At 67.0% G+C, this 23,578-nt stretch carries 27 protein-coding genes; 10 read left to right on the forward strand and 17 right to left on the reverse strand.

Annotation, left to right across the window (positions count from 1 at the left end; all coding sequences use genetic code 11):
* The coding region (gene mshA / locus ADBZ6I_RS05325) for a D-inositol-3-phosphate glycosyltransferase (protein ID WP_526381653.1) at positions 1-1,294 on the reverse strand (1,294 nt) is incomplete at its 3' end.
* A gap of 282 nt (positions 1,295-1,576) precedes the next feature.
* Between mshA and ADBZ6I_RS05330 the strand changes: the two genes are divergently transcribed.
* Entirely contained in the window at positions 1,577-2,329 is a 753-nt protein-coding gene (locus tag ADBZ6I_RS05330; protein ID WP_526381604.1) for an SDR family NAD(P)-dependent oxidoreductase, read from the forward strand.
* Between the two features lie 143 nt (positions 2,330-2,472).
* On the opposite strand, the gene ADBZ6I_RS05335 is transcribed toward ADBZ6I_RS05330, so the two are convergent.
* A complete protein-coding gene (locus ADBZ6I_RS05335) occupies positions 2,473-3,531 on the reverse strand; it encodes a UDP-N-acetylmuramate dehydrogenase (protein WP_526381606.1) in 1,059 nt (352 codons plus the stop codon).
* A 26-nt stretch (positions 3,532-3,557) separates the two neighbouring features.
* Between ADBZ6I_RS05335 and ADBZ6I_RS05340 the strand changes: the two genes are divergently transcribed.
* From ADBZ6I_RS05340 to ADBZ6I_RS05360, 5 genes are all read left to right on the forward strand, one after another.
* A complete protein-coding gene (locus tag ADBZ6I_RS05340; protein WP_526381608.1) occupies positions 3,558-4,067 on the forward strand; it encodes a DUF2505 family protein in 510 nt (169 codons plus the stop codon).
* A gap of 23 nt (positions 4,068-4,090) precedes the next feature.
* Positions 4,091-4,606 carry a DUF2505 family protein gene (locus tag ADBZ6I_RS05345; protein ID WP_526381610.1) on the forward strand — a complete coding sequence of 172 codons (516 nt, stop codon included), beginning with the start codon at positions 4,091-4,093 and terminating at the stop codon, positions 4,604-4,606.
* A gap of 19 nt (positions 4,607-4,625) precedes the next feature.
* Positions 4,626-5,396, forward strand: a complete 771-nt coding sequence (locus ADBZ6I_RS05350; RefSeq protein WP_526381612.1) for an O-methyltransferase — start codon at positions 4,626-4,628, stop codon at positions 5,394-5,396.
* Between the two features lie 94 nt (positions 5,397-5,490).
* A complete protein-coding gene (locus ADBZ6I_RS05355) occupies positions 5,491-6,315 on the forward strand; it encodes a carbon-nitrogen hydrolase family protein (protein ID WP_526381614.1) in 825 nt (274 codons plus the stop codon).
* The gene (locus ADBZ6I_RS05360; RefSeq protein ID WP_526381616.1) at positions 6,312-7,358 is read left to right on the forward strand and encodes an LmeA family phospholipid-binding protein; all 1,047 of its coding nucleotides are present in this window, start codon (positions 6,312-6,314) and stop codon (positions 7,356-7,358) included. Before ADBZ6I_RS05355 ends, ADBZ6I_RS05360 begins: the two co-directional genes overlap by 4 nt.
* A 15-nt stretch (positions 7,359-7,373) precedes the next feature.
* On the opposite strand, the gene ADBZ6I_RS05365 is transcribed toward ADBZ6I_RS05360, so the two are convergent.
* The 5 genes from ADBZ6I_RS05365 to ADBZ6I_RS05385 all read right to left on the reverse strand — a co-directional run bounded on the left by ADBZ6I_RS05365 (position 7,374) and on the right by ADBZ6I_RS05385 (position 10,543).
* Entirely contained in the window at positions 7,374-7,733 is a 360-nt protein-coding gene (locus ADBZ6I_RS05365; RefSeq protein WP_526381618.1) for a DUF2599 domain-containing protein, read from the reverse strand.
* Between the two features lie 56 nt (positions 7,734-7,789).
* Complete coding sequence (locus ADBZ6I_RS05370) at positions 7,790-8,068, reverse strand: DUF2516 family protein (RefSeq protein ID WP_526381655.1); 279 nt, start codon at positions 8,066-8,068, stop codon at positions 7,790-7,792.
* 78 nt (positions 8,069-8,146) lie between these two features.
* Positions 8,147-8,776, reverse strand: coding sequence for a heparin-binding hemagglutinin (locus ADBZ6I_RS05375; RefSeq protein ID WP_526381620.1), 630 nt, complete (start codon positions 8,774-8,776; stop codon positions 8,147-8,149).
* A gap of 55 nt (positions 8,777-8,831) precedes the next feature.
* Positions 8,832-9,224: a helix-turn-helix domain-containing protein gene (locus tag ADBZ6I_RS05380; protein WP_526381622.1), complete on the reverse strand. Its 393-nt coding sequence runs from the start codon at positions 9,222-9,224 to the stop codon at positions 8,832-8,834.
* Between the two features lie 92 nt (positions 9,225-9,316).
* Positions 9,317-10,543 carry a DUF445 domain-containing protein gene (locus ADBZ6I_RS05385; RefSeq protein WP_526381657.1) on the reverse strand — a complete coding sequence of 409 codons (1,227 nt, stop codon included), beginning with the start codon at positions 10,541-10,543 and terminating at the stop codon, positions 9,317-9,319.
* Positions 10,544-10,792: 249 nt separating this feature from the next.
* On the opposite strand from ADBZ6I_RS05385, the gene ADBZ6I_RS05390 reads away from it, so the two are divergent.
* Positions 10,793-11,563: a TetR/AcrR family transcriptional regulator gene (locus ADBZ6I_RS05390; RefSeq protein ID WP_526381624.1), complete on the forward strand. Its 771-nt coding sequence runs from the start codon at positions 10,793-10,795 to the stop codon at positions 11,561-11,563.
* 16 nt (positions 11,564-11,579) lie between these two features.
* Positions 11,580-12,437: a PPK2 family polyphosphate kinase gene (locus ADBZ6I_RS05395; RefSeq protein WP_526381626.1), complete on the forward strand. Its 858-nt coding sequence runs from the start codon at positions 11,580-11,582 to the stop codon at positions 12,435-12,437.
* 54 nt (positions 12,438-12,491) lie between these two features.
* Here ADBZ6I_RS05395 and ADBZ6I_RS05400 read toward each other — a convergent pair whose 3' ends face one another.
* The 4 genes from ADBZ6I_RS05400 to ADBZ6I_RS05415 all read right to left on the reverse strand — a co-directional run bounded on the left by ADBZ6I_RS05400 (position 12,492) and on the right by ADBZ6I_RS05415 (position 16,820).
* Positions 12,492-13,367, reverse strand: coding sequence for a cyclopropane mycolic acid synthase family methyltransferase (locus tag ADBZ6I_RS05400; RefSeq protein WP_526381628.1), 876 nt, complete (start codon positions 13,365-13,367; stop codon positions 12,492-12,494).
* 158 nt (positions 13,368-13,525) lie between these two features.
* Entirely contained in the window at positions 13,526-14,389 is an 864-nt protein-coding gene (locus tag ADBZ6I_RS05405; protein ID WP_526381630.1) for a 3-hydroxyacyl-CoA dehydrogenase family protein, read from the reverse strand.
* Between the two features lie 71 nt (positions 14,390-14,460).
* Positions 14,461-15,747, reverse strand: coding sequence for an isocitrate lyase (gene aceA / locus ADBZ6I_RS05410; RefSeq protein ID WP_526381659.1), 1,287 nt, complete (start codon positions 15,745-15,747; stop codon positions 14,461-14,463).
* Positions 15,748-16,004: 257 nt separating this feature from the next.
* On the reverse strand, positions 16,005-16,820 hold the full coding sequence (locus ADBZ6I_RS05415) for an acyl-[acyl-carrier-protein] thioesterase (RefSeq protein WP_526381632.1): 816 nt from the start codon (positions 16,818-16,820) through the stop codon (positions 16,005-16,007).
* A gap of 92 nt (positions 16,821-16,912) precedes the next feature.
* Here ADBZ6I_RS05415 and ramB point away from each other — a divergent pair, with 92 nt between their 5' ends.
* The gene (gene ramB / locus ADBZ6I_RS05420) at positions 16,913-18,328 is read left to right on the forward strand and encodes an acetate metabolism transcriptional regulator RamB (RefSeq protein ID WP_526381634.1); all 1,416 of its coding nucleotides are present in this window, start codon (positions 16,913-16,915) and stop codon (positions 18,326-18,328) included.
* A gap of 38 nt (positions 18,329-18,366) precedes the next feature.
* A complete protein-coding gene (locus tag ADBZ6I_RS05425; protein WP_526381636.1) occupies positions 18,367-18,909 on the forward strand; it encodes a carboxymuconolactone decarboxylase family protein in 543 nt (180 codons plus the stop codon).
* Here the strand turns inward: ADBZ6I_RS05425 and ADBZ6I_RS05430 are convergent, their stop codons facing one another.
* The 6 genes from ADBZ6I_RS05430 to adh form a co-directional block, all read right to left on the reverse strand.
* The gene (locus ADBZ6I_RS05430; protein WP_526381638.1) at positions 18,910-19,209 is read right to left on the reverse strand and encodes a hypothetical protein; all 300 of its coding nucleotides are present in this window, start codon (positions 19,207-19,209) and stop codon (positions 18,910-18,912) included.
* Positions 19,206-20,606: a dihydrolipoyl dehydrogenase gene (gene lpdA / locus ADBZ6I_RS05435; protein ID WP_526381640.1), complete on the reverse strand. Its 1,401-nt coding sequence runs from the start codon at positions 20,604-20,606 to the stop codon at positions 19,206-19,208. Before lpdA ends, ADBZ6I_RS05430 begins: the two co-directional genes overlap by 4 nt.
* A gap of 41 nt (positions 20,607-20,647) precedes the next feature.
* Positions 20,648-21,562, reverse strand: a complete 915-nt coding sequence (locus ADBZ6I_RS05440) for a hypothetical protein (RefSeq protein WP_526381642.1) — start codon at positions 21,560-21,562, stop codon at positions 20,648-20,650.
* Complete coding sequence (locus ADBZ6I_RS05445) at positions 21,559-21,834, reverse strand: putative holin (RefSeq protein WP_526381644.1); 276 nt, start codon at positions 21,832-21,834, stop codon at positions 21,559-21,561. Before ADBZ6I_RS05445 ends, ADBZ6I_RS05440 begins: the two co-directional genes overlap by 4 nt.
* Before the next feature lie 30 nt (positions 21,835-21,864).
* Positions 21,865-22,362 carry a DUF779 domain-containing protein gene (locus tag ADBZ6I_RS05450; RefSeq protein WP_526381646.1) on the reverse strand — a complete coding sequence of 166 codons (498 nt, stop codon included), beginning with the start codon at positions 22,360-22,362 and terminating at the stop codon, positions 21,865-21,867.
* A gap of 62 nt (positions 22,363-22,424) precedes the next feature.
* A partial coding sequence (gene adh, locus ADBZ6I_RS05455) for an aldehyde dehydrogenase (RefSeq protein WP_526381648.1) occupies positions 22,425-23,578 on the reverse strand: 1,154 nt, incomplete at its 5' end.

The raw sequence follows: 23,578 nt of genomic DNA on the forward strand, positions 1-23,578 counted from the left end.
GATGCGCTGCTGGCCAGCTACGCCCGGGCCGGCGGGGCGTCAGGGCGCGCACCGTCTGGTGGGTGCGCCGGTAGTCGGCGATGGCGCGGGCGTAGCTGGCCAGCAGCGCATCGACGGTGTGGTCCCAGGAGAACTCCGCGGCATGCTCGACGGCACCGCGGCCCAGCGCCGCGAGGTCGGAGGCGAGCAGGCCGGTGATGGCCTCAGCCCAGCGCTGCGGATCGTGCGAGTCGACGAGCCGGCCGCTACGGCCGTCGGCAACCGCGACCGGCAGGCCGCCCACCGCGGCCGCCACCACCGGCGTTCCGCACGCCTGTGCCTCCACCGCGACCAAACCGAACGACTCCGAATAGCTGGGGACGGCCACCAGGTCGGCGGCGCGGTAGACGTTGACCAGTTGGTCCCGCGACTGCGGCGGCAGGAACGTCACCCGGTCGGCGATGCCTAGTTCGTCGGCCAGCCGGATCAGGCTGTCCGGGGCGGCCAGGCCGGTGCCCGACGCCCCGCCGGCGATCAGCACGCGAACCGGACCAGCGGCACGCACCGGAATCAAGGCCGCCGCGCGCAGCAGCACGTCGGGCGCCTTCAGCGGCTGGATCCGGCCGACGAACGCGACGACGGGCTGGTTGGGAGCCAGTCCGAGTGCCGCCCGGGCGGCAGCCCGGTCACCCGGGGTGAAAGTCTGCAGATCCACTCCGGGATGCACCACGTCGATCCGGCCGGGGTCGGCCTGATGCAGCGAAACCAATTGGTGCGCTTCATCTTCGGTATTGACGATCAGGCGGTCGGCTTCGTCGACCACCTGCTGTTCACCGACTGCGCGCAGCGGTGGTTCCGGCGAATCTCCCTGCGCCAGTGCGGCGTTCTTCACCGCAGCCAGGGTGTGCGCGGTGTGCACCAACGGGACCGCCCAGCGTTCGCGCGCCAGCCAGCCCACCTGGCCGGAGAGCCAGTAGTGCGAATGGATGATGTCGTAGTGGCCAGGCTCGTGATTGGCCTCGGCGCGCAGCACCCCCGCCGTGAAGGCGCAGAGCTGGGTGGGCAGGTCGTATTTGTCCAGCCCCTCGAACGGGCCCGCCACCACATTGCGCACCAGCACGCCGGGAGCCACCGGCACCGTCGGCGGATCAGCCGACGACGTCGCCCGGGTGAAGATCTCCACCTCGACACCCCGGGCCGCCATCTGCAGCGCGGTCTGCAAAACGTAGACGTTCATCCCGCCGGCGTCGCCGGTGCCGGGCTGCGACAGGGGCGAGGTGTGCACCGACAGCACCGCCACCCGGCGCGGCAACATACCGGCGTCGGTCAGGTCCCGGGGTTGCCGCACCCGACCATCATGACACCGACGACGCCGCGGCGGTCAGCCGGAGACGCCGGACCGGCGCTGCCGCATGCGCCGCGGCGCGCCGAGCGGATCGGCGTAGCTGCTGCTCAGCGACACCATGGCGGCCCCCGGCCTCCTGCGGATACCGTCACGGTGACGTCACGCCGTACCAGTTCGAGGTGAACGCCCAGCCCCCACCAGTCAGACCCATAGGTACGACGGGCCGAAAGCACGGTGGCTAAAGTCGAGCCGATGACAGCCAATCCGGACGCCCACTCGCGCGTCGCCGTCGTCACCGGAGCCAGCTCGGGAATCGGGGCGGCCACCGCGAGAACCCTTGCGGGCCTTGGTTTCCATGTGGTCGCCGTCGCCCGTCGCGCTGAGCGCATCGAACGTCTGGCGCAGGAAATCGGTGGCACGGCGGTCACCGCCGACGTGACCGACGACGCGGCGGTGAGTGCGCTGGCCGACCGGCTTGAGCGGGTCGACGTGCTGGTCAACAACGCCGGCGGCGCCAAGGGCCTGCAGCCGGTTGCCGAGGCGGACCTCGACGACTGGCGCTGGATGTGGGAGACCAACGTAATGGGCACCTTGCGGGTCACCCGCGCGCTGTTGCCCGCGCTGATCGCCTCCGGTGACGGCCTCATCGTGACGGTCACCTCCATCGCCGCGCTCGAGGTCTACGACGGCGGCGCCGGCTACACCGCCGCCAAGCACGCGCAGGGCGCGCTGCACCGCACACTGCGCGGCGAGCTGCTGGGAAAGCCGGTGCGGCTCACCGAGATAGCCCCCGGTGCGGTGCAGACCGAGTTCTCCCTGGTGCGGTTCGGCGGCGACGCACAGCGCGCCGAGAAGGTCTACGCCGGCATCACTCCGCTCAGCGCCGATGACGTGGCCGAGGTGATCGGTTTCGTCGCCTCCCGGCCGGCGCACGTCAACCTCGACCAGATCGTCATCCGACCGCGCGATCAGGCCAGCGCCAGCCGGTTCAACCGCCGGGTCTGACCGCCGCCGCCGTCGGAGCCGACGTGGTCGGGGTGCTGCCCACCGGGTCACCATTCCCGAGTCGCTTCGCTCCTGCCCTCCGGGTCACCATTCCCGAGTCGCTTCGCTCCTGCCCTCCGGGTCAGCGCTCACGGCCACCAAAGTTACAGCGCGCAGCCCACCAGCACGGGCTCTGGAACCAACGTGACCCCGAAGGTGGCCTGCACCCCGTCGCGGACCGTCCGGGCCAGCGCCAGCACGTCGGCGGTGGTGGCCCCGCCACGGTTGGTCAGCGCCAGTGCGTGCTTGGTCGACAACCGGCACGGGCCGTACCCGGGAAATCCCTTGCCGAACCCGGCCCGCTCCACCAGCCAGCCGGCCGCCAGCTTCACCCCGGCATCGGCGGGATAGTGCGGAACCGGCACGTCGGACTCGGCACGCAGCCGTTCGAAGTGCTCGGCCGGCACCACCGGGTTGGTGAAAAACGAACCGATACTCCAGGTGTCGTGATCGGTCGCGTCGAGCACCATGCCCTTGCCCGCACGCAGGCCCAGCACCGCGGCGCGCACCCGTTCAGGGTCGGCGCTGGCTCCGGCCGCGACTCCCAGAGCGGCCGCGAGTTCGCCGTAACGCACCGGTGCCGAACGACCGCTGGGATCCAGCGCGAACTCGACCTCGAGCACGCATGCGTCGGAGGAGTTCTTCAACACGCTGTGCCGGTAGGCGAAGCCGAGTTCGTCTGCCGGCACCCACCGCACGTCACCCGAGCGGCGCTCCAGCAACCGCACCCGGGTCAACCGGTCGGCCACCTCGACGCCGTAGGCGCCGACGTTCTGCACTGGTGTGGCGCCGGCGGATCCCGGTATGCCGGAGAGACATTCCAGCCCGCCCAGACCGGCCTGGACGGCGCGGGCCACCACCGCGTCCCAGTCAGCGCCGGCGTCCGCGCGCAGTACCGCTGCGTCGACGGTGATCGCCGCACTGGCCAGCAGCACCACGGTCACGTCGGTCAACTCGTCGGCGATGACCACGTTCGATCCGCCGCCAAGAATCAGGGGCTGCTCCCCCGCCTGGTCGAGTGCGCGCAGCGTCGCGACGATCTGATCGCTGCTGACACAGGTGATCACACGACGTGCCAGCGGTCCGACCCGCAGCGTGGTCAGCGACGCCAACGGCACGTTCTGGGCGACCTGCGCTCCGGCGAACTCCTCCTGTAGGGGCACGGCCCGTAACGGTAGCCTCACCAGCTATGCCACGTTCGTTCGACATGTCCACCGACTACCCAGGCACGGCGGAGCAGGTTCACGCCGCGTTATGTGACGAGCAGTACTGGAAGGCGCGGCTGGCCGAGTCGGGTGCCGACGAATGGACGCTGGACGCCTTCACGGTGGGGCACGACGGCGGTGTGGACGTGGTGACCACTCAGGTGCTGCGGGCCGAACGACTGCCCGGTTTGGTGCAGCAGTTCCACCACGGCGATCTGGAGATCCGGCGGGCCGAGACCTGGACCGCTCTGTGCGACGGCTCAGCCGAGGCCTCGATTGCCGGTTCCATCGTGCGGGCGCCGGTGACGCTCACCGGCCAAGCGCAGCTCACCGCTCACACAACCCGGGCCCGGCTCGAATTCCGCGCCGTCGTCGAGGTCCATATCGCGCTGGTCGGCCGGAAAATGGAGAAGTTCATCGGCACGCAGTTGACCAACCTGCTCAACACCGAACAGGAATTCACCGCCCGGTGGATCGTGGCGAACCAGGGATAGCTTCCGCGGGTAGGTTGAGGCCCATGCCCCGCAGCATGGTCTACGACGTCGACGTCGACGACGTGCCGGCCGCCGAGATGTACCGACAGTTCACCGCCCGTCGCTACTGGGATGACTTGGTGGGCTTCTACCGCGGCAACGGATCCCGCACCGAGATCTCGCACTTCTGGACCGGTGAGAGCGGCACCGACGTCTCGTTCACCCACATCATGTCCGGCGACGACCTGCCGTCCGTGGTCCGTCCGGTGTTGACCGGCACCTTCGTCGTCACCCGCGAACAACACTTCGACGCTTTCCACACGCCCACCAATCAGGCGGCCGGTCGCTATCGCGCGCATATCCCGGCGCCGGTGGAGGTCACCGGTGACTATCTTCTGATCGACACCGACCGCGGCAGCCGGATGCGGCTGGAGACCGTCTGCCGGGCGCGGGTCCCGCTGATCGGCGGGCAGATCGAGCAGCTGGTGATGGCCGGCTTGCGGACGCTGTTCGCCCAGGAGGGGAAGTTCACCGCGACATGGATCGCCGGCAATCACTAGGCCAGCGCGTCCGGTCGGAGTGCCGACCCGGGGAACCACCGGCGCCAACCGGCTGCGCCGGGCCGACCGTTGGCTCACCCACCACCCCCGGGTGCTGGCGGCGCTGAACTCCGTGGATAACCCGGTGGTCGTCGACCTCGGCTATGGACGTCTGCCGGTCACCACGGTGGAGTTGGCATCCCGATTGCGTGCGGTGCGCACCGACGTTCGGGTGGTGGGCCTGGAGATCGAGCCGGAGCGGGTCGAGGTGGCCCGCGCAGCGTCCGACGGCCGGGCCGAATTCGCTCTCGGCGGTTTCGAACTGGCTGGGCTGCGGCCGGTTCTGGTACGGGCCTTTAACGTACTGCGCCAGTACCCCGAGGAGGCGGTGGCCGACGCCTGGCACACCATGCAGAGCCGGCTGGCGCCGGGCGGGGTGCTGGTCGAGGGCACCTGCGACGAACTGGGCCGCCGCGGTTGCTGGGTGCTGCTGGACCGGGACGGGCCGGTGAGCCTGACTCTGGCCTGCGACGCCCGCGCCATCGAGCGACCGTCCGACCTGGCTGAGCGGTTGCCGAAAATCCTCATTCACCACAATGTGGCGGGCCAGCCGATCCACACCCTGCTCGACGCCGCCGACCGAGCGTGGGCCGCCGCGGCGGGTCAGTCGGTGTTCGGGCCGCGGGCCCGGTGGCGGGCGATGCTGGCTGAATTGCGCGCGCAGGGAGTGCCGGTCGAGCCCCAGCGGCGCAGCGCGCGTGATGGGGTACTGACGGTCCCGTGGGTGACCGTGGCTCCGCCACGAATGTGACCGTGGCTCCGCCACGAATGTGACACCGTGGCTCCGCCACGAATGTGACACCGTGGCTCCGCCACGAATGTGACACCGTGGCACGCTGGGAGCCATGCGGATCGCAGTGGCGCAGATCCTGTCGAGCACCGACCCGGCAGCCAACCTGGCGATGCTGGGCGACTACACCCGCCGAGCCGCCGACGCCGGAGCGCGGCTGGTGGTGTTCCCGGAGGCCGCCATGTGCCGGTTCGGGGTGCCGTTGGCGCCGATCGCCGAGCCCATCGACGGCCGCTGGGCCGATGGCGTCCGAGTGATCGCGGCCAAGGCCGGGATCACCGTTTTCGCCGGCATGTTCACGCCGGCGCCCGCCGGCCGCGTCACCAACACCCTGCTGGCCACCGGCGAGGGCGTAGAGGCCCGCTACGACAAGATCCACCTGTACGACGCGTTCGGGTTCACCGAGTCCGACACCGTCGCTGCCGGCCGGGAGCCGGTGGTCGTCGACGTCGACGGCGTTGGCGTCGGCGTGACGCTGTGTTACGACATCCGCTTTCCGTATCTGTACAGCGTGCTGGCCGATCGTGGCGCCTCGGTGATCACTGTCAGCGCCTCGTGGGGCGCGGGCCCGGGAAAGCTGGACCAGTGGTCGCTGCTGGCAAGGGCCCGGGCCCTGGATTCCGGCTGCTTCGTCGTGGCCGCCGGTCAGGCCTACCCCGGCGACGAGCTGGCCGCCCAGGCACCGACCGGAGTGGGCGGCAGCCTGGTGGCCTCGCCGCTGGGCGAAGTGCTCACCCAGGCCGGCGCCGAACCGGAACTACTGCTGTGCGATCTGGACGTGGCGAGTGTTCCGGCCATCCGGGACAGGGTCGGTGTGCTGCGGAATCGCGTGCGTGCGGACACTGATTCTCAGTTTTCTAGGGCACAATCGCGCGGGTGACGCTCCCGCCGCAGGGCCCGCCCCAGGGTCCGACCCCGCCTCAGGGCCGCCCGCCGGGCCAGACTCCCCCGTCCGGCCCGCCGCCCCCCGGGCCCGGCTACTCCGAGCAACCCACTCAGCAGTTCCCCGGATACTCCCAGCAGCCGACCCAGCAGTTCCCCGGCTACCGCGAGCAACCCACCCAGCAGATCCCCGGGTATGCGCCAGGCAACGAGGATCGGGCGACCCGGCAGATCCCGAGTCAGCCCTTTCCGGCCGGCCCGCCGCCGGTGGACGTCGGCACGCCGGAACCCGAGGACCACAGCCGGGACCGTGGGTTCTTCCGGGATCCGCTGTCGATCGGGCTGAGTCTGGTCATCGTCCTGGCGCTGGGTGCAGCGGCACTACTGGGCGGGGAGTTCTACGCCCGTCGCAAGGCCGACTCGATCGTCGCCAACGCCGTGAGCTGTGTGGTCCAGGACAGCGCCGAGGTCTCGTTCGGCGTTCGGCCGTTTCTCCTGCAGCACTTCACCCATAGCTACCGCGACATGCGCGTGGAGACCGCCGGCAATCAGATCCGCGACGCCAAGGGCATGAAGCTGAACTTGCGTCTGGATGACGTCCGGATGAATCAGACCGCGGAATCCGCGGGCACGCTGGGCTCACTCGACGCCGACATCACCTGGTCGGCCGACGGGATCAAGCAGACGGTGTCCGGGATGATCCCCCTGATCGGCGCGCTGGTCAGCGACGTCACGCCCGACCCGTCGGCCGGCACGCTCAAAGTCGTGGGACCGCTGGGCACCGTCACGATCATGCCGCAGGTGGACAACGGCAACCTGGCTCTGCAGGTCGTGCAGGTGACCGGGTTCGGCTTCACCCTGCCGCGGGAGACCGCACAACCCGCGCTGGACGCTTTCACCGGGCAGCTGACCAAGAACCTGCCGATGGGCATCCACGCCGACAGCGTTGAGGTGACCGACAGCGGGGTGGCGGCGCGCTTCGTGACCCGCAACGCGACCATCCCCAACGGGCAGCAGGATCCCTGTTTCGCCGGTGTGTAGAACCCGCCGGTCGGGCTAGCCCTTTTCGGCGCCGCCGGGGTTGCAGCCGGTCAGCACCATGGTGTTGTCATCGACGACCGGTCGCCATAACTCGAGATCCCAACTGGTCTTGCCGGGCTGGGCGAACTCGGCGAAACGCCAGTGACAGAGGAACTGTGCGCGCATCCCCGGGCTATCGGCATCGGGGGCCAGGGCCAGCACCTCGTTCCATGCCTCGTCGGTCTGGGTGGTCGTCTTGGCCACCGATCCGGCGACCTGACGGCCGGCTGCGGTGGGATACACCCGCAGGGTCGGCAGACCGCCGTAGCTGACCCAGGTGACGCTGTCGATATACGGCGGAGGCGTGCCCGGGTCTGCGGCGGCGCTGGGGAGCACCGAAGCGGACCACAGGGACACCGCCACTAGCGGCGCGGCGGCGAATCGTCGGGCGTTCAGCGTGACTTCCCTTGAATTTCGAGGAGTTTGGGCCGCACATCGGCCAGGTAGACACCCGCTGCCACCGCCGCGATGACCATTCCGGTCACTCCCAGAACAAAGGACAGCAGAGTGGCCATTCCCAGGATGATCAGCCACACCGGCTTGGTGAGCTTGTCGGCAGCGGTGTAAGCGTCGGGGCGCTGCATGGCCGCGTTGACGAACGCGTACGCAGTCGCTGCCAGCACCGCCCAGAAGAGCACATCAAGAACGAGACCCGCCACACCCTGAAGCATCACGGCTTCCAGGGTAGGCGGGTCTCGTCCCTGTGGTCGAGCGAGGGGCCGACTTAATTCACGGCCGGGGTGCCCGAATTACTTCTGGGTGACCTTCTTGGCGGGGGCCTTCTTGGCCGGCGCCTTCTTGGCGACCTTCTGGGCAGCAGCCTTGACCGGAGCGGCCTTGTTGGCGGCGGCCTTCTTGGCCGGGGCGATCTTCTTGGCGACGGCCTCCGGCGCGGAGTCCTTAGCGGCCGGCAGATCGACGCCGACCAGCTTGGCGGCACGCTCGCCGACGGCGCGGGTCTGGGCCGACACGTTGCCCAATGCCTCCTGGGTCAGCTCGACGGCCTGTTCGACGTAACCCTCGACGCGTTCAGCGGCCTCCTTGAACTCCGGCTGGCCCTTGAGCCGCTCGAGGGCGGCCTCGCCGCGCTCGACCAGAGTGTTGTAGGTCTCGGTGGCGTCCGCCAGGAACTCCTCGGCAGCCTTGCGCAGCTCCTCGCTGGTCAGCCTCTCGCGCAGCTCCTCGGTGCGCTTGGGCAGTTCCTCCTGCAGGCGGGTCAGCGCGGCCCGAGGATCGTCCATCCGGTAGCCGCCCAGCTCGGCCCGCTCGCGCAGGGTGACGAGGATCTCGTTGACCGTGGCCAGCGCCAGGTCGGCGGCGCCGACAGCCGCGAGAAGCGGGGCCTTCAGATCTTCGATGGTGGGGTTGTTCTCAGCCATGTGACTGTTCCTTTCAGTGTTCTCGTAAAGCCTGGTGATCTTGTGAAGCCTTGAATTACTCAGTCGGCGACTCCTCAGGGGCCGCCTCGTTCTGTTGGCAGAACGATGTATAGATGTCGAGCAGGACGCTCTTCTGCCGTTCGGTGATCGAGGTGTCACCGATGATGGCGTCGTGCACCTGGCTCGGCTGCACGGGTTCGAGAATCCCGGCCCGCACATAGAGCACCTCGGCCGAGAGCCGCAGCGCCTTGGCGATTTGGCTCAGCACCTCCGCGGACGGCTTACGCAGTCCCCGTTCGATCTGGCTGAGGTACGGGTTGCTGACACCGGCCCGCTCGGCGAGTTGCCGCACCGAGACCTGGGCGGCTTCCCGCTGGGTGCGGATGAAGCTGCCGATGTCTTGGGCGGCGTTGCTCACCACGGCTGCGAGATCTGACTCCTGAGCCATGACTCGCCTCCCGGCGGGAACGGTTGCCGTATCCATAACAGCAACCATCGTAATCCAGGGTGCTAGCTATTGCAAGCACATGCTAGCGCAGGTCAGAACAATAATTGGGCTATGGTATAGATCACAAGGCCGGCCAGCGCGCCAACTACCGTGCCATTGATTCGGATGAACTGAAGATCCCGGCCGACGTGGAGTTCGATGCGTCGGCTGGCTTCTTCGGCATCCCAGCGCTCAATGGTGTCGGTGATGATCGTGGTGGCCTCGGCGCCGTATTGGGTAGCCAGATGCTGGGCTCCCCGGACGATCCAGTTGTCCACCTTGTCGCGCAGTTCGGCGTCGTCGCGCAGCGACTCCCCGATCCGCACCACCGAATCGGCGATCCTGCCCCGCATGGCACTCGACGGGTCGTCGACTCCCTCGAGAAGCAGCCGCTTGAGCGTCTTCCAGGCGGTCTCGGCGGCCCGGGTTACCTCGTCGCGTTCCATGAGCTCTTCTTTGACCGTCTCGGCGCGGGCCATCGTCGCCGGATCGTTCTGCAGATCGTCGGCGAATTCGAAGAGGAACCGGTTGGCCGACTGCCGTAGTTCGTGGTTCGGGTTGCGCCGCACTTTGTCGGTGAACTCGAGCAACTCCCGGTGAATACGGTCGCCGAGCAGCTGATCGACGAATTTCGGCGACCAGCTGGGCGAGTCCCGCATCACCACCCGCTCGATGGTGGGGCTGGCGTTCAGTGCCCACTCGAAGGCCCGGTCGGAGAGCAGCTGGATCAGCGCTTCCTGGCGATTCTCGGCTAAGAGCTGGCCCAGGACCCGGCCGACCGGCGGGCCCCACTGCGGCTCCGCGAGCCGCTTGACGATGCTGCGGTCGATAGCCTGCTGGATGTCCTCGTCGTTGAGCAGTTCCACACCCACGCGCAGGATCGTCGACGCCTCGCTGGCAACTCGCGCGGCGTGGTCCGGCTCGGCGAGCCACTTGCCGAGCCGGCTGGCGATCTCGGCGTCGCGGAGCTTGGTCTGCACCACCTCCGGCGACAGGAAGTTCTCCCGCACGAAGTTGCCCAGCCCCTCGCCCAGCTGGTCCTTCTTGCGCTTGATGATCGCGGTGTGCGGGATCTTCAGGCCCAGTGGATGCCGGAACAGGGCCGTGACGGCAAACCAGTCGGCCAGCGCACCGATCATTCCGGCCTCGGCGGCGGCACCGACGTAGCCGACCCAGCCGGGTCCCCCCTGCGCCTGCACCCACCGGCACACCAGGAACAGCACCGTGGCACCGACGAGGAATCCAAGGGCGACCGCCTTCATCTGCCGCAGGCTGCGCAGCCGCTCGGCATCGGCCTCAAGGTCGGCTCCGGCGAACGATTCAGCAAATGAGGACGGTTCGACGTGGGACGGTGCGACGTGGGACGACGTGCCGGATGCAAGCCGGTGTTGGGCAGCCACGTCACCATCATCCGCTATCCGCAGCACCCGACTGCCAGCAATTCGCCACCAGCGCAGCGGAAGATTTAGTGTGACCGCCCGTAACAACTTTCTGGGCTTTGCCGTTTAGAATCGAGCCTGACGTAAGGAATGGAAGCGGCGATCGTGACACAGTCTGGATCTGGCAGCGCAGCCGAGACGGTGCGCGCCATCGGCGGTGTGGCCAAGACCGACGGCCGCAAACGGCGCTGGCATCAGCACAAACTGGAGCGACGCACCGAACTGGTCGACGGAGCACTCGACGCCATCCGCCGGTTGGGCAGCGATACCAGCCGCGACGTCAGCATGGACGAGATCGCCGCGGAGATCGGTGTCTCCAAGACCGTGCTGTACCGCTACTTCGTCGACAAGAACGACCTCACCACCGCGGTGATGATGCGGTTCACACAGACCACGCTGATCCCGAGCATCGCCGCCGCGCTGTCGTCGAACCTCGACGGTTTCGACCTGACCCGCGAAGTCATCCGGGTCTATGTCGAGACGGTGGCCTCCGAGCCGGAGCCGTACCGCTTCGTGATGGCCAACTCGTCGGCCAGCCGTAACAAGGTGATCGCCAACTCCGAGCAGATCATCGCCCGGATGCTGGCGGTCATGCTGCGCCGGCGCATGCAGGTGGCCGGCATGGACACGCGCGGTGTCGAACCGTGGGCTTTCCTCATCGTCGGCGGCGTGCAACAGGCGACGCACTCGTGGATGTCCAACCCGCGCATGAGTTCCGATGAGCTCATCGACTACCTGACGATGCTGTGCTGGAGCGCGCTGTGCGGCATCGTCGAGGTCGGCGGTTCCCTGGAACGGTTCCGTTCCGAACCGCACCCGCCGCCGGTCTTGCCCGCATTGCGGCCCGCGACCACGCCGTAGTCTCTAGTCTTCGGCCATGGCCGACTCTTCCACGCTGTGGACCCACCACCCCTCCGAGGCACTTCGCTTCAAGAAGGGGGATCGGATCAGCGAGTTGGACACCGACTCCAGCCCGGGGTTCAAAGGCAAGCGCGACGACGCCGAGCAGATCCTCGCCGAGCGCAGTGCGCGGTTCGCGGAACTTCAGGAGATGCTCTACGCCAACGGCCGGGAGGGCGACCACCGCTCGGTGCTACTGGTCCTGCAGGGCATGGACACCGCCGGCAAGGGCGGCATCGTGACCCATGTGGTCGCCGCCGGCAGCCCGATGGGCATCGACTACCCCAGCTTCGGCAAGCCCACCGCTGAGGAGCGGTCGCACCACTTCCTGTGGCGCATCAACAAGGCGCTCCCCTCGGCGGGCCACATCGGGGTCTTCGACCGGTCGCACTACGAGGACGTGCTGGTGGTCCGGGTGCGCGAGCTGGTGCCGGCCGACGAACTCGACGCCCGCTACGACGAGATCAACACCTTCGAGAAGGAGTTGATCGACGCCGGCACCAGCATCGTGAAAGTGGCGATGTTCGTCTCGCTCGACGAACAGAAGGCCCGGCTCACCGAGCGCCTGGAGCGTCCGGACAAGTTCTGGAAGTACAACCCGGGCGATCTCGACGAGCGCAAGCTCTGGCCGTCCTACCAGGAGGCCTACCAGATCGTGCTGGATCGGACCGCCAGCGATGGGGCGCCGTGGTTCGTGCTTCCCTGCGATAAGAAGTGGTACGCCCGCCTAGCGGTCACCGAACTGCTCATCGAGGCACTGAGCGCGCTGAACCTCTCCTGGCCGCCGGCCGACTTCGACCTCGAGGTGGAGCGCAAGCGTGTCGCTGAGTGCTAGCGCCGGCGACGATGCGGCGCAGCGAAGCGAGCCGCTGAGGAGCGGCGCTGCGTCCTAGTTGCCCTTGACCAGGGTGAACTGGCCGATGTTGGTGATGCCGCGGCGGAAGAAGTCGGCGCAACCTGTCAGGTACTTCATGTACTTGTCGTACGTCGCCTCGTCGGTGATGGCGATCGCCTCGTCGCGCTTGGCTTCGAGATTGGCGGCCCACATATCGAGCGTGCGCGCGTAATGCGGACGAAGCAGATGGGTGCGCTCCAGGGTGAATCCGGAATCCGCGGCCAGCACCTCGATGTCCTCCACCGCCGGCAGCCGCCCGCCCGGGAAGATCTCGTCGCCGATGAACTTCATGAACTTCAGGTCGCTGAGGGTGAGCTTGATGCCGTTGTCCCGGAAGAACTTCTGCGTGTGGGCGAGGATGGTGTGCAGCAACATCCGGCCGTCGCTGGGCAGCAGGCTGTAGGCCCGCTCGAAGAACAGCGGATAGCGCTCGACCTTGAACGCCTCGAAGGCCCCGATGCTGACGATCCGGTCGACCGGCTCGTCGAACTCCTCCCAGCCCTGCAGACGGACCTCGATCGAACGGTTGGTGTCCAGTTTGGCAAGCCGCTCGCGGGCGAACTCCGACTGCGCCTTGCTCAGCGTGATGCCGATGACGTTCACGTCGAACTTCTGCACGGCCCGCTCCATGCAGCCGCCCCAGCCGCAGCCAACGTCGAGCAACGTCATGCCGGGCTCCAGGTTGAGCTTGCCGAGCGCCAGGTCGAACTTCGCGTTCTGCGACTCCTCCAGGTTCATGTCGTCGCGCTCGTAGTAACCGCAGGTGTACCCCATGGTGGGGCCGAGCCACAGCGCGAAGAATTCATTGGAGACGTCGTAAATCGACTGCGACTCTTCGTAGTAAGGAGTCAGGTCGTCGACGTTGGTCATCTACAGCTACCCTTCGAAAGTCTTGGCCAGCGATCGGGCAACCGGTCCGGACGCGCACGCTTGCATCGGCGATCCCCCCGACCAGAATCGCCGGCGTTCCCCGCTAGAGGGTAGCCCAATGGGGATGGCAATTGCACATACCGTCGTCGGTGCGAGTATCAGTAGGAATAGAAGCCCTGACCGGACTTCTTGCCCAGTCGTCCAGCCTCCACCATGCGCAGCAGCAGGGGCGGCGGCGCATACAGCGGTTCCTTGAACTCGTCGAACATCTTGTCCGCGATCAGCTTCAGCGTGTCCAGCCCGATGAGGTCGGACAACCGAAGGGGACCCATCGGATAGGACAGCCCCGCCACCACAGCCTTGTCGACATCCTCGATCGTGGCCACACCGGCCTCGACCATGCGGAACGCCGACAGCAGGTAGGGCACCAGCAGGAAGTTCACGACGAAGCCCGAACGGTCCGAGCACCGGACCACCTGCTTACCCAGGACCGTAGCGGCGAACTGCTCGGTACGCGCGGCGGCCTCCGCACTGGTGACCAGCGTGCTGACCAACTCCACCAGCGGCAGCACCGGGACGGGATTGAAGAAGTGCAGGCCGACGACCCGGCTCGGGTTCTTGGTCGCCGCGGCGATCTTCATGATCGGAATGCTGGAGGTGTTGGACGCCAGCACGGCGTCCGGGTCGGTGATGATCTCGTCGAGCTGACCGAAGATGCTCGCCTTGATGTTCTCGTCCTCGATGACCGCCTCGATGACCAGCTGACGATCAGCCAGATCGGTCATATCGGTGGTGAACCGCAGCTTGCCCAGCGCCCCGTCGCGCTCGCGCTCGGTGATCTTCCCCGCGCTGACCCCGCGCTCCAGGGACTTGGCGATCCGGCTGCGGCCGGCGGTGACGAGCGCTTCGGTGGTCTCGAACACCGTCACGTCGACGCCCGCGCGGGCGCATACCTCGGCGATGCCGCCACCCATCTGGCCGGCCCCGATGACTCCGACGCGCTCGATCACTGCCTCACTCACGTTCACTCCCAGACTCTTGGCGGAAAAAAGAGAAACCCCGCCCGGAAAACCCGGGCGGGGTCTGCGATCTCTTAGTGGAACTGGCCCTCTTCGGTCGAACCCGCCAGGGCGGTGGTCGACGAGTTCGGGTCAACGGTGGTGGCGATCCGGTCGAAGTAGCCGGCGCCGACCTCGCGCTGGTGCTTGGTGGCGGTGTAGCCGCGCGCCTCGGCGGCGAACTCGCGCTCCTGCAGCTCGACGTAGGCGGTCATCTGGTTGCGGGCGTAGCCGTAGGCCAGATCGAACATCGAGTAGTTCAGCGCGTGGAAGCCGGCCAGCGTGATGAACTGGAACTTGAAGCCCATCGCACCCAACTCCTTCTGGAACTTGGCGATGGTGGCGTCGTCGAGATGCTGCTTCCAGTTGAACGACGGCGAGCAGTTGTAGGCCAGCAGCTGGTCCGGGAACTCGGCCTTGACGCCCTCGGCGAACTTACGGGCCAACTCCAGATCCGGGGTACCGGTCTCCATCCAGATCAGGTCCGAGTACGGCGCATAGGCCTTGGCCCGGGCGATGCAGGGCTCCAGGCCGTTCTTGACGTGGTAGAAGCCCTCGGAGGTGCGCTCACCGGTGACGAACGGCTGGTCCCGCTCGTCGACGTCGGAGGTGATCAGGGTGGCGGCCTCGGCGTCGGTGCGGGCGATGACGACCGTCGGGACGTCGGCGACGTCAGCGGCCAGGCGCGCCGAGGTCAGGGTTCGGATGTGCTGCTGGGTCGGGATGAGCACCTTGCCACCGAGGTGACCGCACTTCTTCTCCGACGCCAGCTGGTCCTCCCAGTGCGAGCCGGCGACACCGGCGGCGATCATCGCCTTCTGCAGCTCGTAGACGTTCAGCGCGCCGCCGAAGCCGGCCTCGCCGTCGGCGACGATCGGCACCAGCCAGTTGTCGATCGAGGTGTCACCCTCGACCGCGGCGATCTCGTCGGCGCGCAGCAGCGCGTTGTTGATCCGGCGGACCACCTGCGGCACCGAGTTGGCCGGGTAGAGGCTCTGGTCGGGGTAGGTGTGGCCGGAGAGGTTGGCATCGCCGGCGACCTGCCAGCCGGAGAGGTAGATGGCCTTCAGGCCGCCGCGGACCTGCTGGACGGCCATGTTGCCGGTCAGCGCACCCAGGGCGTTGACGAAGTCCATGTTGTTGACCTGGTTCCACAAGATCTCCGCGCCGCGGCGGGCCAGGGTGGCCTCCTCGACGACGGTGCCCTGCAGGGCGACGACCTCATCGGCGGAGTAGGTCCGGGTGATGCCCTTCCACCGCGGGTTGGTATCCCAGTCGCGCTGGATTTCAGCGGCGCTCTTGGGCTTGCCGACGTTGGACACGGACATGTGGAATCTCCTTCGTTTCTCCGACCGGGGCGTTGCTGCTTGCGAACCCCGCCCCCCTTAGCTGGCGTGCTAACGGGACCCTTCCATACCAGATATCCGCAGGTCAAAACGTCGCATCTTGTGAACGTTTGGTAACCGGAGCGCCCGATCTTGCGAAGACTGCGAAGATTGTCCGCTGCGCGAGGGCACAGCCACTGGCCGGTGAATTAAATGACGCAGGTCAAAATGGTTGTTTGCCGCCGCCTGTGACGTCAGAGCGGGAAGATCGCCGCGAGCGCCTTGATCTGGTCTCCGACGACGTATGTGAGGGTTCTCACCGTGCGGTCGGTGAGTTCCGGGCCGAACTTATCGGTAGACCCGGGCGGGTAGACGTGCAGGAGCACTTCCAGTTTCTCCCCGTAGCTCACCGCGGCATCGTGTTCGATCGTCACCCGCAGCGGAGCCTGCAGCAGTTCGGGGTGCGGAGCCAGGAACTCCTGCACCACTTTCCAGTACACCGAGTTGTTGACGTGGTCGAAGAAGTCGATGTCGGAGACCCGGAGCGGGAACTCGCGGATCTCGGCGGCGTCCTCCCGCGAACCGGCCTTCAGGAGGGACTTCCACCTCAGCCGGTCGACCACAGTCGTCTTCATGAGCCCTTCCATGAAGTCGTCGGCGATCCGGGCGGGCCCTTGGGTCTCGCGGCTGAAGTTGATCCAGAACGCCTCGGTCTCGACCAGGCCACCCTTGCGCCCATCGATGCGCACCCGCATTTCGCACCACCGGTTCGATGTGCCCGAGCACCACCGGCGCAACCGCAACATGTCCTGGAACTCGATGGGCCGGATCAGGTCGACCATGGTGCGCCGGACGATCCACAGCGGGTGGGTCTCGTTATGGCCCATCTCGCGCAGGTGGTCCTGGCCCATGTCCATGATGTGGCGCACCGCGGCGTCGAGTCGCAGGCGGCCCAGGCGGTCGACATCAGCCGGGCGCAACGGCCACTGCCGGTCGAAGACGTCGGGGTGCGGGTCCGGAACGGGCATCAACACCTTGGCAAGACCGCTGGTTGCGGTGTCGATCCCCATGGCCGCGATCATGCCAAATGGGCATTTGGATGCCAACCGCTGCGATTCCAACACTGCTAATCGAACCTTCGCAGGCCGGTACGCTGGCTCAGATGCCCAAGACGTTCGTAGGCTCGCGGGTGCGCCAGCTACGCAGCGAACGGGGGTTCAGCCAGGCCGCGCTGGCCCAGATGCTCGAAATTTCCCCGAGTTATCTGAATCAGATCGAGCATGACGTTCGGCCGCTGACGGTCGCGGTGCTGCTGCGCATCACCGAGGTGTTCGGTGTCGACGCGACGTTCTTCTCGTCCCAGGACGACACCCGGCTGATGGCCGAACTGCGGGAGGTGATGTTCGACCGCGACCTCGATACCGAGATCGATCCCGCCGAGATCGCCGAGATGGTCGGCGCCCACCCGTCGATCGCCCGGGCGATGGTGAACCTGCACCGCCGCTACCGGATCACCACCGCCCAGCTCGCCGAGGCCACCGAGGAGCGGTTCAACGACGGCAGCGGGAGCGGATCGATCACCATGCCGCACGAGGAAGTGCGCGACTACTTCTACCAACGGCAGAACTACCTGCACGAACTCGACACCGCCGCTGAGCATCTCACCGCCCGGATGCGGATGCACCGCGGCGAACTGCGCCGGGAGTTGTCCAAACGGCTCGTCGAACGGCACGGCGTGCGCATCGTGCGACGCATCGACCTCGGTGAGACGGTGTTGCACCGGTACCACCCGGCGTCGAAGACGCTGGAGATGTCCACCCACCTGTCGACCGGCCAGCAGGTATTCAAGATGGCCGCGGAGCTGGCCTATCTGGAAGTGGGCGACCTTATCGACGCGATGGTGATCGACGGCAAGTTCACCAGCGACGAGTCGCGCCGGCTGGCCCGGATGGGGCTGGCCAACTATTTCGCCGCCGCGACGGTGCTGCCCTACCGGCAGTTCCACGACGTGAGCGAGAACATCAGCTACGACATCGAACGGCTGTCGGCCTTCTACCAGGTGAGCTACGAGACGGTGTGCCACCGCCTCTCGACGCTACAGCGGCCCTCGATGCGCGGGGTGCCGTTCTCGTTCGTGCGGGTCGACAAGGCCGGGAACATGTCGAAACGGCAGTCCGCCACAGGGTTTCACTTCTCGTCGTCCGGCGGCACCTGTCCGCTGTGGAACGTCTATGAGACGTTCGCGAACCCGGGCAAGATCCTGGTGCAGATCGCGCAGATGCCGGACGGCCGTAACTACATGTGGGTGGCGCGCACGGTCGAGCGGCGCACGTCGCGCTACGGGCAACCCGGGAAGACGTTCGCGATCGGCCTGGGCTGCGAAGTGCGCCACGCCCACCGGCTGGTGTATTCGCGCGGACTGGACCTGTCCTCGGAGTGCGCCACTCCGATCGGATCGGGATGCCGGGTGTGCGAGCGCGACAACTGCCCGCAGCGGGCCTTCCCCGCGCTGGGCCGCGCTCTGGATATCGACGAACACCGCAGTACGGTGTCCCCGTACCTAGTAAAGGAGACATGAGGTCCGATGAGCGCTTGCGCGAAGAACGGTGGGCATCGATGAGCGAGATCGTGCGGATTCCGCCGGGCGGCCGGCAGGAGCTCGGCGTCATCAACTGGATCATCTCCCGCATTGCGGCGCGGGCGGTCCGGGCGCCACACATGCACCTGTTCGAAGTGCTGGGCCAGCACAAGACGTTGTTCTGGACGTTCCTGCCGTACGGGGATGTGCTGCTCAACCACGGCACGCTGCCCAAGAGGGACAAGGAACTGGTGATCCTGCGGGTGGGGCATCTGCGCGGTTCGGAGTACGAGTTGCAGCAGCACCGCCGGCTGGCCCGCTCCCGCGGCGTCGACGACGCCCTGCAGGTGAAGATCTTCGCCGGCCCGCACGCCGACGGACTGACCGGCCGGCAGCGCGCGATGCTGCAAGCGGTCGACGAATTCACCTTCGACCGCGATCTGTCCGATGAGACCTATGCCGCACTCTCGGCGCACCTGAGCCGCGAGCAGATCATCGAATTCTGCGCTCTGGCAGGTCATTACGACACCATCGCCGGAATCCTGGCCACCTTGCGCGTCCCGATGGACTTCCCGGACTAGCTACAGGTAGCTCTGCCCGAGCACGATCAGAGTGAAGATCACCGGCGACACCGGCAGGGCACCGAGGAACGCCGCCCAGACGAGGTCCTTGCGCTGGTATCGCTGCCACGCCTGATATCCGGCCGCCGCCGCACCGGCGATGACCAGCACCGCGATGACGAGCACCCAGGTGCTCACCGACTGCGACCCGGTCGCCAGCGAGATCAGAAGCAACCAGAGGATGTGCCCGAGCAGCAGACCGCCGATTCCTGCGACGATCACCGACCTCACCGAACCGGTCTGCAGGGTGTCCGGCCTCAAAAGTTGATCATGTGGCCGGCCAGGCCGTGGAAGCACTCCTGCAGCGCCTCCGACAGCGTCGGGTGGATGTGCACGTTGCGGGCCAGCTCATTTGCGGTGAGATCCCACTTCTGCGCCAGGGTGAGCTCGGCAACCAGCTCCGAGACGTCGGGTCCGATCAGGTGCGCGCCGAGCAGCTCGCCGTACTTGGCGTCGGCGATGACCTTGACGAAGCCGGTCGGGTCGGCCAAGCCGTGCGCCTTGCCGTTGGCGGTGAACGGGAACTTGGCGACCTTGACGTCGTAGCCCTCGTCGCGCGCCTGTTGCTCGGTGAGGCCGAAGCTGGCGACCTGCGGCTGGCAGAACGTGGCACGCGGCATCATCCGGTAGTCGCCGAGGGTCAATGTCTCCGCGCCGCCGATGGTTTCGGCTGCCACCACGCCCATCGCCTCGGCGACGTGGGCCAGTTGCAGCTTGGCGGTGACGTCGCCGATCGCGTAGATGTGCGGCACGTTGGTGCGCATGTAATCGTCGATGGCGATGGCGCCGCGGTCGGTCAGCGCCACACCGGTGGCCTCTAGGCCGTAGCCGTCGATGTTCGGCGCGAAGCCGATGGCCTGCATCACCTTGTCGGCCTTGAGTTCCTGGCTGGCGCCGTCCTTGCTGACCACGATAGAGACGGACCCGTCGGACTCGTTGTCCACGATCGACTCCACCTTGGTGTCGGTGAGGATCTTGACGCCCAGCTTCTTGTACTGCTTCTCGATCTCCTTGGACACCTCGACGTCCTCGTTGGGCAGTGCCCGCGGCAGGAATTCGACGATGGTGACGTCGACGCCGTAGTTGACCATGACGTAGGCGAACTCCATGCCGATAGCGCCGGCGCCGGCGATGACGATCGAGCGGGGCAGGTCGCGGTCGAGGATCTGCTCCTCGTAGGTGACGACGTTCTTCGATAGCGAGGTGCCCGGGATCAGCCGGGTGCTGCTGCCGGTGGCGATGATCGCGTTGGAGAAGGTGACCGTCTCGGTGCCGCCCTCGTTGAGGTCGACGGCGATGGTGCTGGCGTCGGTGAACCGGCCGTACCCGTGGATCTCGGTGATCTTGTTCTTCTTCATCAGGAAGTGCACGCCGGCCACCCGGCCGTCGGCGACCTTGCGGCTGCGGTCGAAGGCGGCTCCGAAGTCGGCGGTCACCTGCCCGCTGAAACCGAACGTCGCCGCTTCCTTGGTGACGATGTGTGTCAGCTCCGCGTTGCGCAACAGTGCTTTCGACGGAATACAGCCCACATTGAGGCACACCCCGCCCCAGTACTTGGGCTCGATGATGGCCGTATTCAGGCCGAGTTGCGCGCAGCGAATGGCGGAGACGTACCCGCCCGGACCGGCGCCGAGGACAACGACGTCATAGTGAGTCACGGACTAACCCTAGCCGGAACGACGCTCGCGGAAGGGCCTTGTCAGCCGATCGCCGGTCGGGCAATCCATTCGAAGTAATAAGCGCCGTGCAGGACGGCGGCGGCCGCCGTGGACGCCAATGGGGCGGCCATCAACGCGATAGCCAAGGCCGTCACCTGCGGGCGGTTGGGCACCATGGAGACCATTACGCTCGCCACCATGCAGACCGCCAGATACAGCAGGATGCCGAACACCGGAAGGGTCTTGTCCATGGCGGTGTACCACCAGTAGTAGAAGCCCAGGCCCGCAGCCGCGGCCACCACCCAGACCCCGGCCACGATCAGGGCGAACTTCCAGCGTTTGACGAATTGGAATGCGCTGGGAACAGCGACGGGCTGCGCGGTGATCACCACCGGTTCGATGTGGCCGGTGACCGACCGCAGGAACGCGTCGGTGTCGACGTTGTCGAGTTCGCTGAATGCCTTCCACTCCGGCCTGGGCACCGGCGGCGCCGGCTCCGGATCGAGAGCGCCCAGCGCGAGATGCAGGTCGGCCGCAATGCCGGCCGAATCCGGCTCGGAGGTCGCCGCCGGTGTGAATTCCGGCGCAGCTTCCGGCGCCTCCTCGGTGGTTGCGGATTCGGCTGCCGATGCGCGATCCGCCTTCGGCTTCTCGCTCGCGTTCGATTCCGATTCGGCAGTCGGGTCCGAATCCGAGACCTCGGTGTGCCGCCATTCGGCATTGCGCCATTCGTCGGAGTCCCACTCGGCGTCCGCCCAGGCAGTCGACTGCGGCTCGTCCGACTCGGGTTCGACGGTCGGCTCCGCCGAGGTCGCGTTGAGAGGGTTCGGGTGCGGTCCGGTGTCAAAGATCGGCGCCGGATTGGGTTCGGTGTTGGACGCCAACGCGGGTTGGCCGCCGGTGGCGAACATCGGCGTCAGGTGCGGTTCGGTGATCGGAGCAGCGGTGTCAGTCACCCGGAGACCACCTGCAGCAACAGCAGAACCGACAACCAGCCGGGGGCCATGGCCAGGATGAAAGCACCCACCGTGGTTACCCACCGTCGGCCGGAACACAGGACTACCAACAGCCCGACGACGCTGGGAACACCGATGACCAGAGCGACGACGAGGTCAGGCCGGATGGTTGCGTCCACCATCAACTTGGCGGCGACTGCGGAGATCTGCCCCGCGACGCAGCCGAGGAGCAATGCGCTTGTGAGCAGCCATGCCCTGGGCAGGGGTATCACGCTTGACGACGATACGGGCTGGCAGGCCGTCTACCTCGGACCTGCGTCGGCGTGCCGACCGGGTATTTGGCAGGCCTCGTCCGGGTGAGCGATCACCACGTCCTCCCGCTCGGGGGGTCGCAGACCTTGCTCGTAGTCGGCGCCGGTGATCGGCGGGTCGGCCGCCAAGGCCTCCAGTTCGGCTGGGGTGAACGCGCGCCCGCGGCTGAGGAAGCGCACCCCTTCGGGTGCCTCCAGGCTGAAGCCGCCGCCGCGGCCGGGGACGATGTCGATGACCAGTTGAGTGTGCTTCCAGGCGTCGAACTGCGGCCCGGAGATCCACACCGGTGCTCCGCACAGCACGCCCAGCAGCACGTCGCGATCGCCGACGATGAACTCACCCTCCGGATAGCACATCGGCGAGGACCCGTCGCAGCAGCCGCCGGACTGGTGAAACATCACCGGGCCGTGCCGGGTCCGCAGGCGGTTGAGCAGGTCTGCGGCGGCGGTTGTGATGAGCGCACGCGCCGGAGCAGGCTCAGTGCTCACAGGAGCAGGCTCAGTGCTCACAGGAGCAGGCTCAGTGCTCACAGGAGCAGGCTCAGTGCTCATTAGAAGAATCCCTGGGCCTTGTTGCTATAGGACACCAGCAGGTTCTTGGTCTGCTGGTAGTGGTTGAGCATCATCAGGTGGTTTTCCCTGCCGATACCGGACTGCTTGTACCCGCCGAACGCGGCGTGGGCCGGGTACTGGTGGTAGCAGTTCGTCCACACCCGCCCGGCCTTGATGTCGCGCCCGGCCCGATAGGCGACGTTGCCGTTGCGGCTCCACACCCCCGCGCCAAGGCCGTAGAGGGTGTCGTTGGCGATGCGGATGGCGTCGTCGTAGTCGGTGAACGACGTCACCGACACCACCGGGCCGAAGATCTCCTCCTGGAAAATCCGCATCGCGTTGTCGCCGGCGAAGATGGTGGGCTGCACGTAGTAGCCGCCGGATAGATCGCCGCCGAGGTCGGCACGCTCCCCGCCGGTCAGCACGGTGGCGCCTTCGCTGCGGCCGATCTCGATGTAGGACAGTATTTTTTCCAGCTGGTCGTTGGAGGCCTGCGCGCCGATCATCGTCTCGGTGTCCAACGGGTCGCCCTGCCGTACGGCTTTGGTGCGGATGGCCGCCAGCGCCAGGAAGTCGTCGTAGATGTCGGCCTGGATCAAGGAACGCGACGGGCAGGTGCACACCTCGCCCTGGTTGAGGGCGAACATGGTGAAGCCCTCCAGCGCCTTGTCCTGATAGTCATCGGCCGCCGCCATGACGTCGGAGAAGAAGATGTTCGGGCTCTTGCCGCCCAATTCCAGCGTCACCGGGATGAGGTTCTGCGAGGCGTACTGCATGATCAGCCGGCCGGTGGTGGTCTCGCCGGTGAAGGCGATCTTGGCGATTCGGTTGCTCGATGCCAGCGGCTTGCCCGCCTCGACGCCGAATCCGTTCACCACGTTGACAATGCCGGCCGGCAGCAGGTCGGCGATGAGCGACATCAGATACATCACCGAGGCGGGGGTCTGTTCGGCCGGCTTGAGCACCACCGCGTTGCCGGCGGCCAGCGCCGGTGCCAGCTTCCACACCGCCATCAGAATCGGGAAGTTCCACGGGATGATCTGGCCGACCACGCCCAGCGGTTCGTGGAAGTGATAGGCGACGGTGTCGTCGTCGATCTGGCTCAATGAGCCTTCCTGGGCGCGGATCGCCCCGGCGAAGTACCGGAAGTGAT

It is taken from the genome of Mycobacterium sp. (assembly GCF_044342925.1).
Lineage (GTDB): Bacteria > Actinomycetota > Actinomycetes > Mycobacteriales > Mycobacteriaceae > Mycobacterium.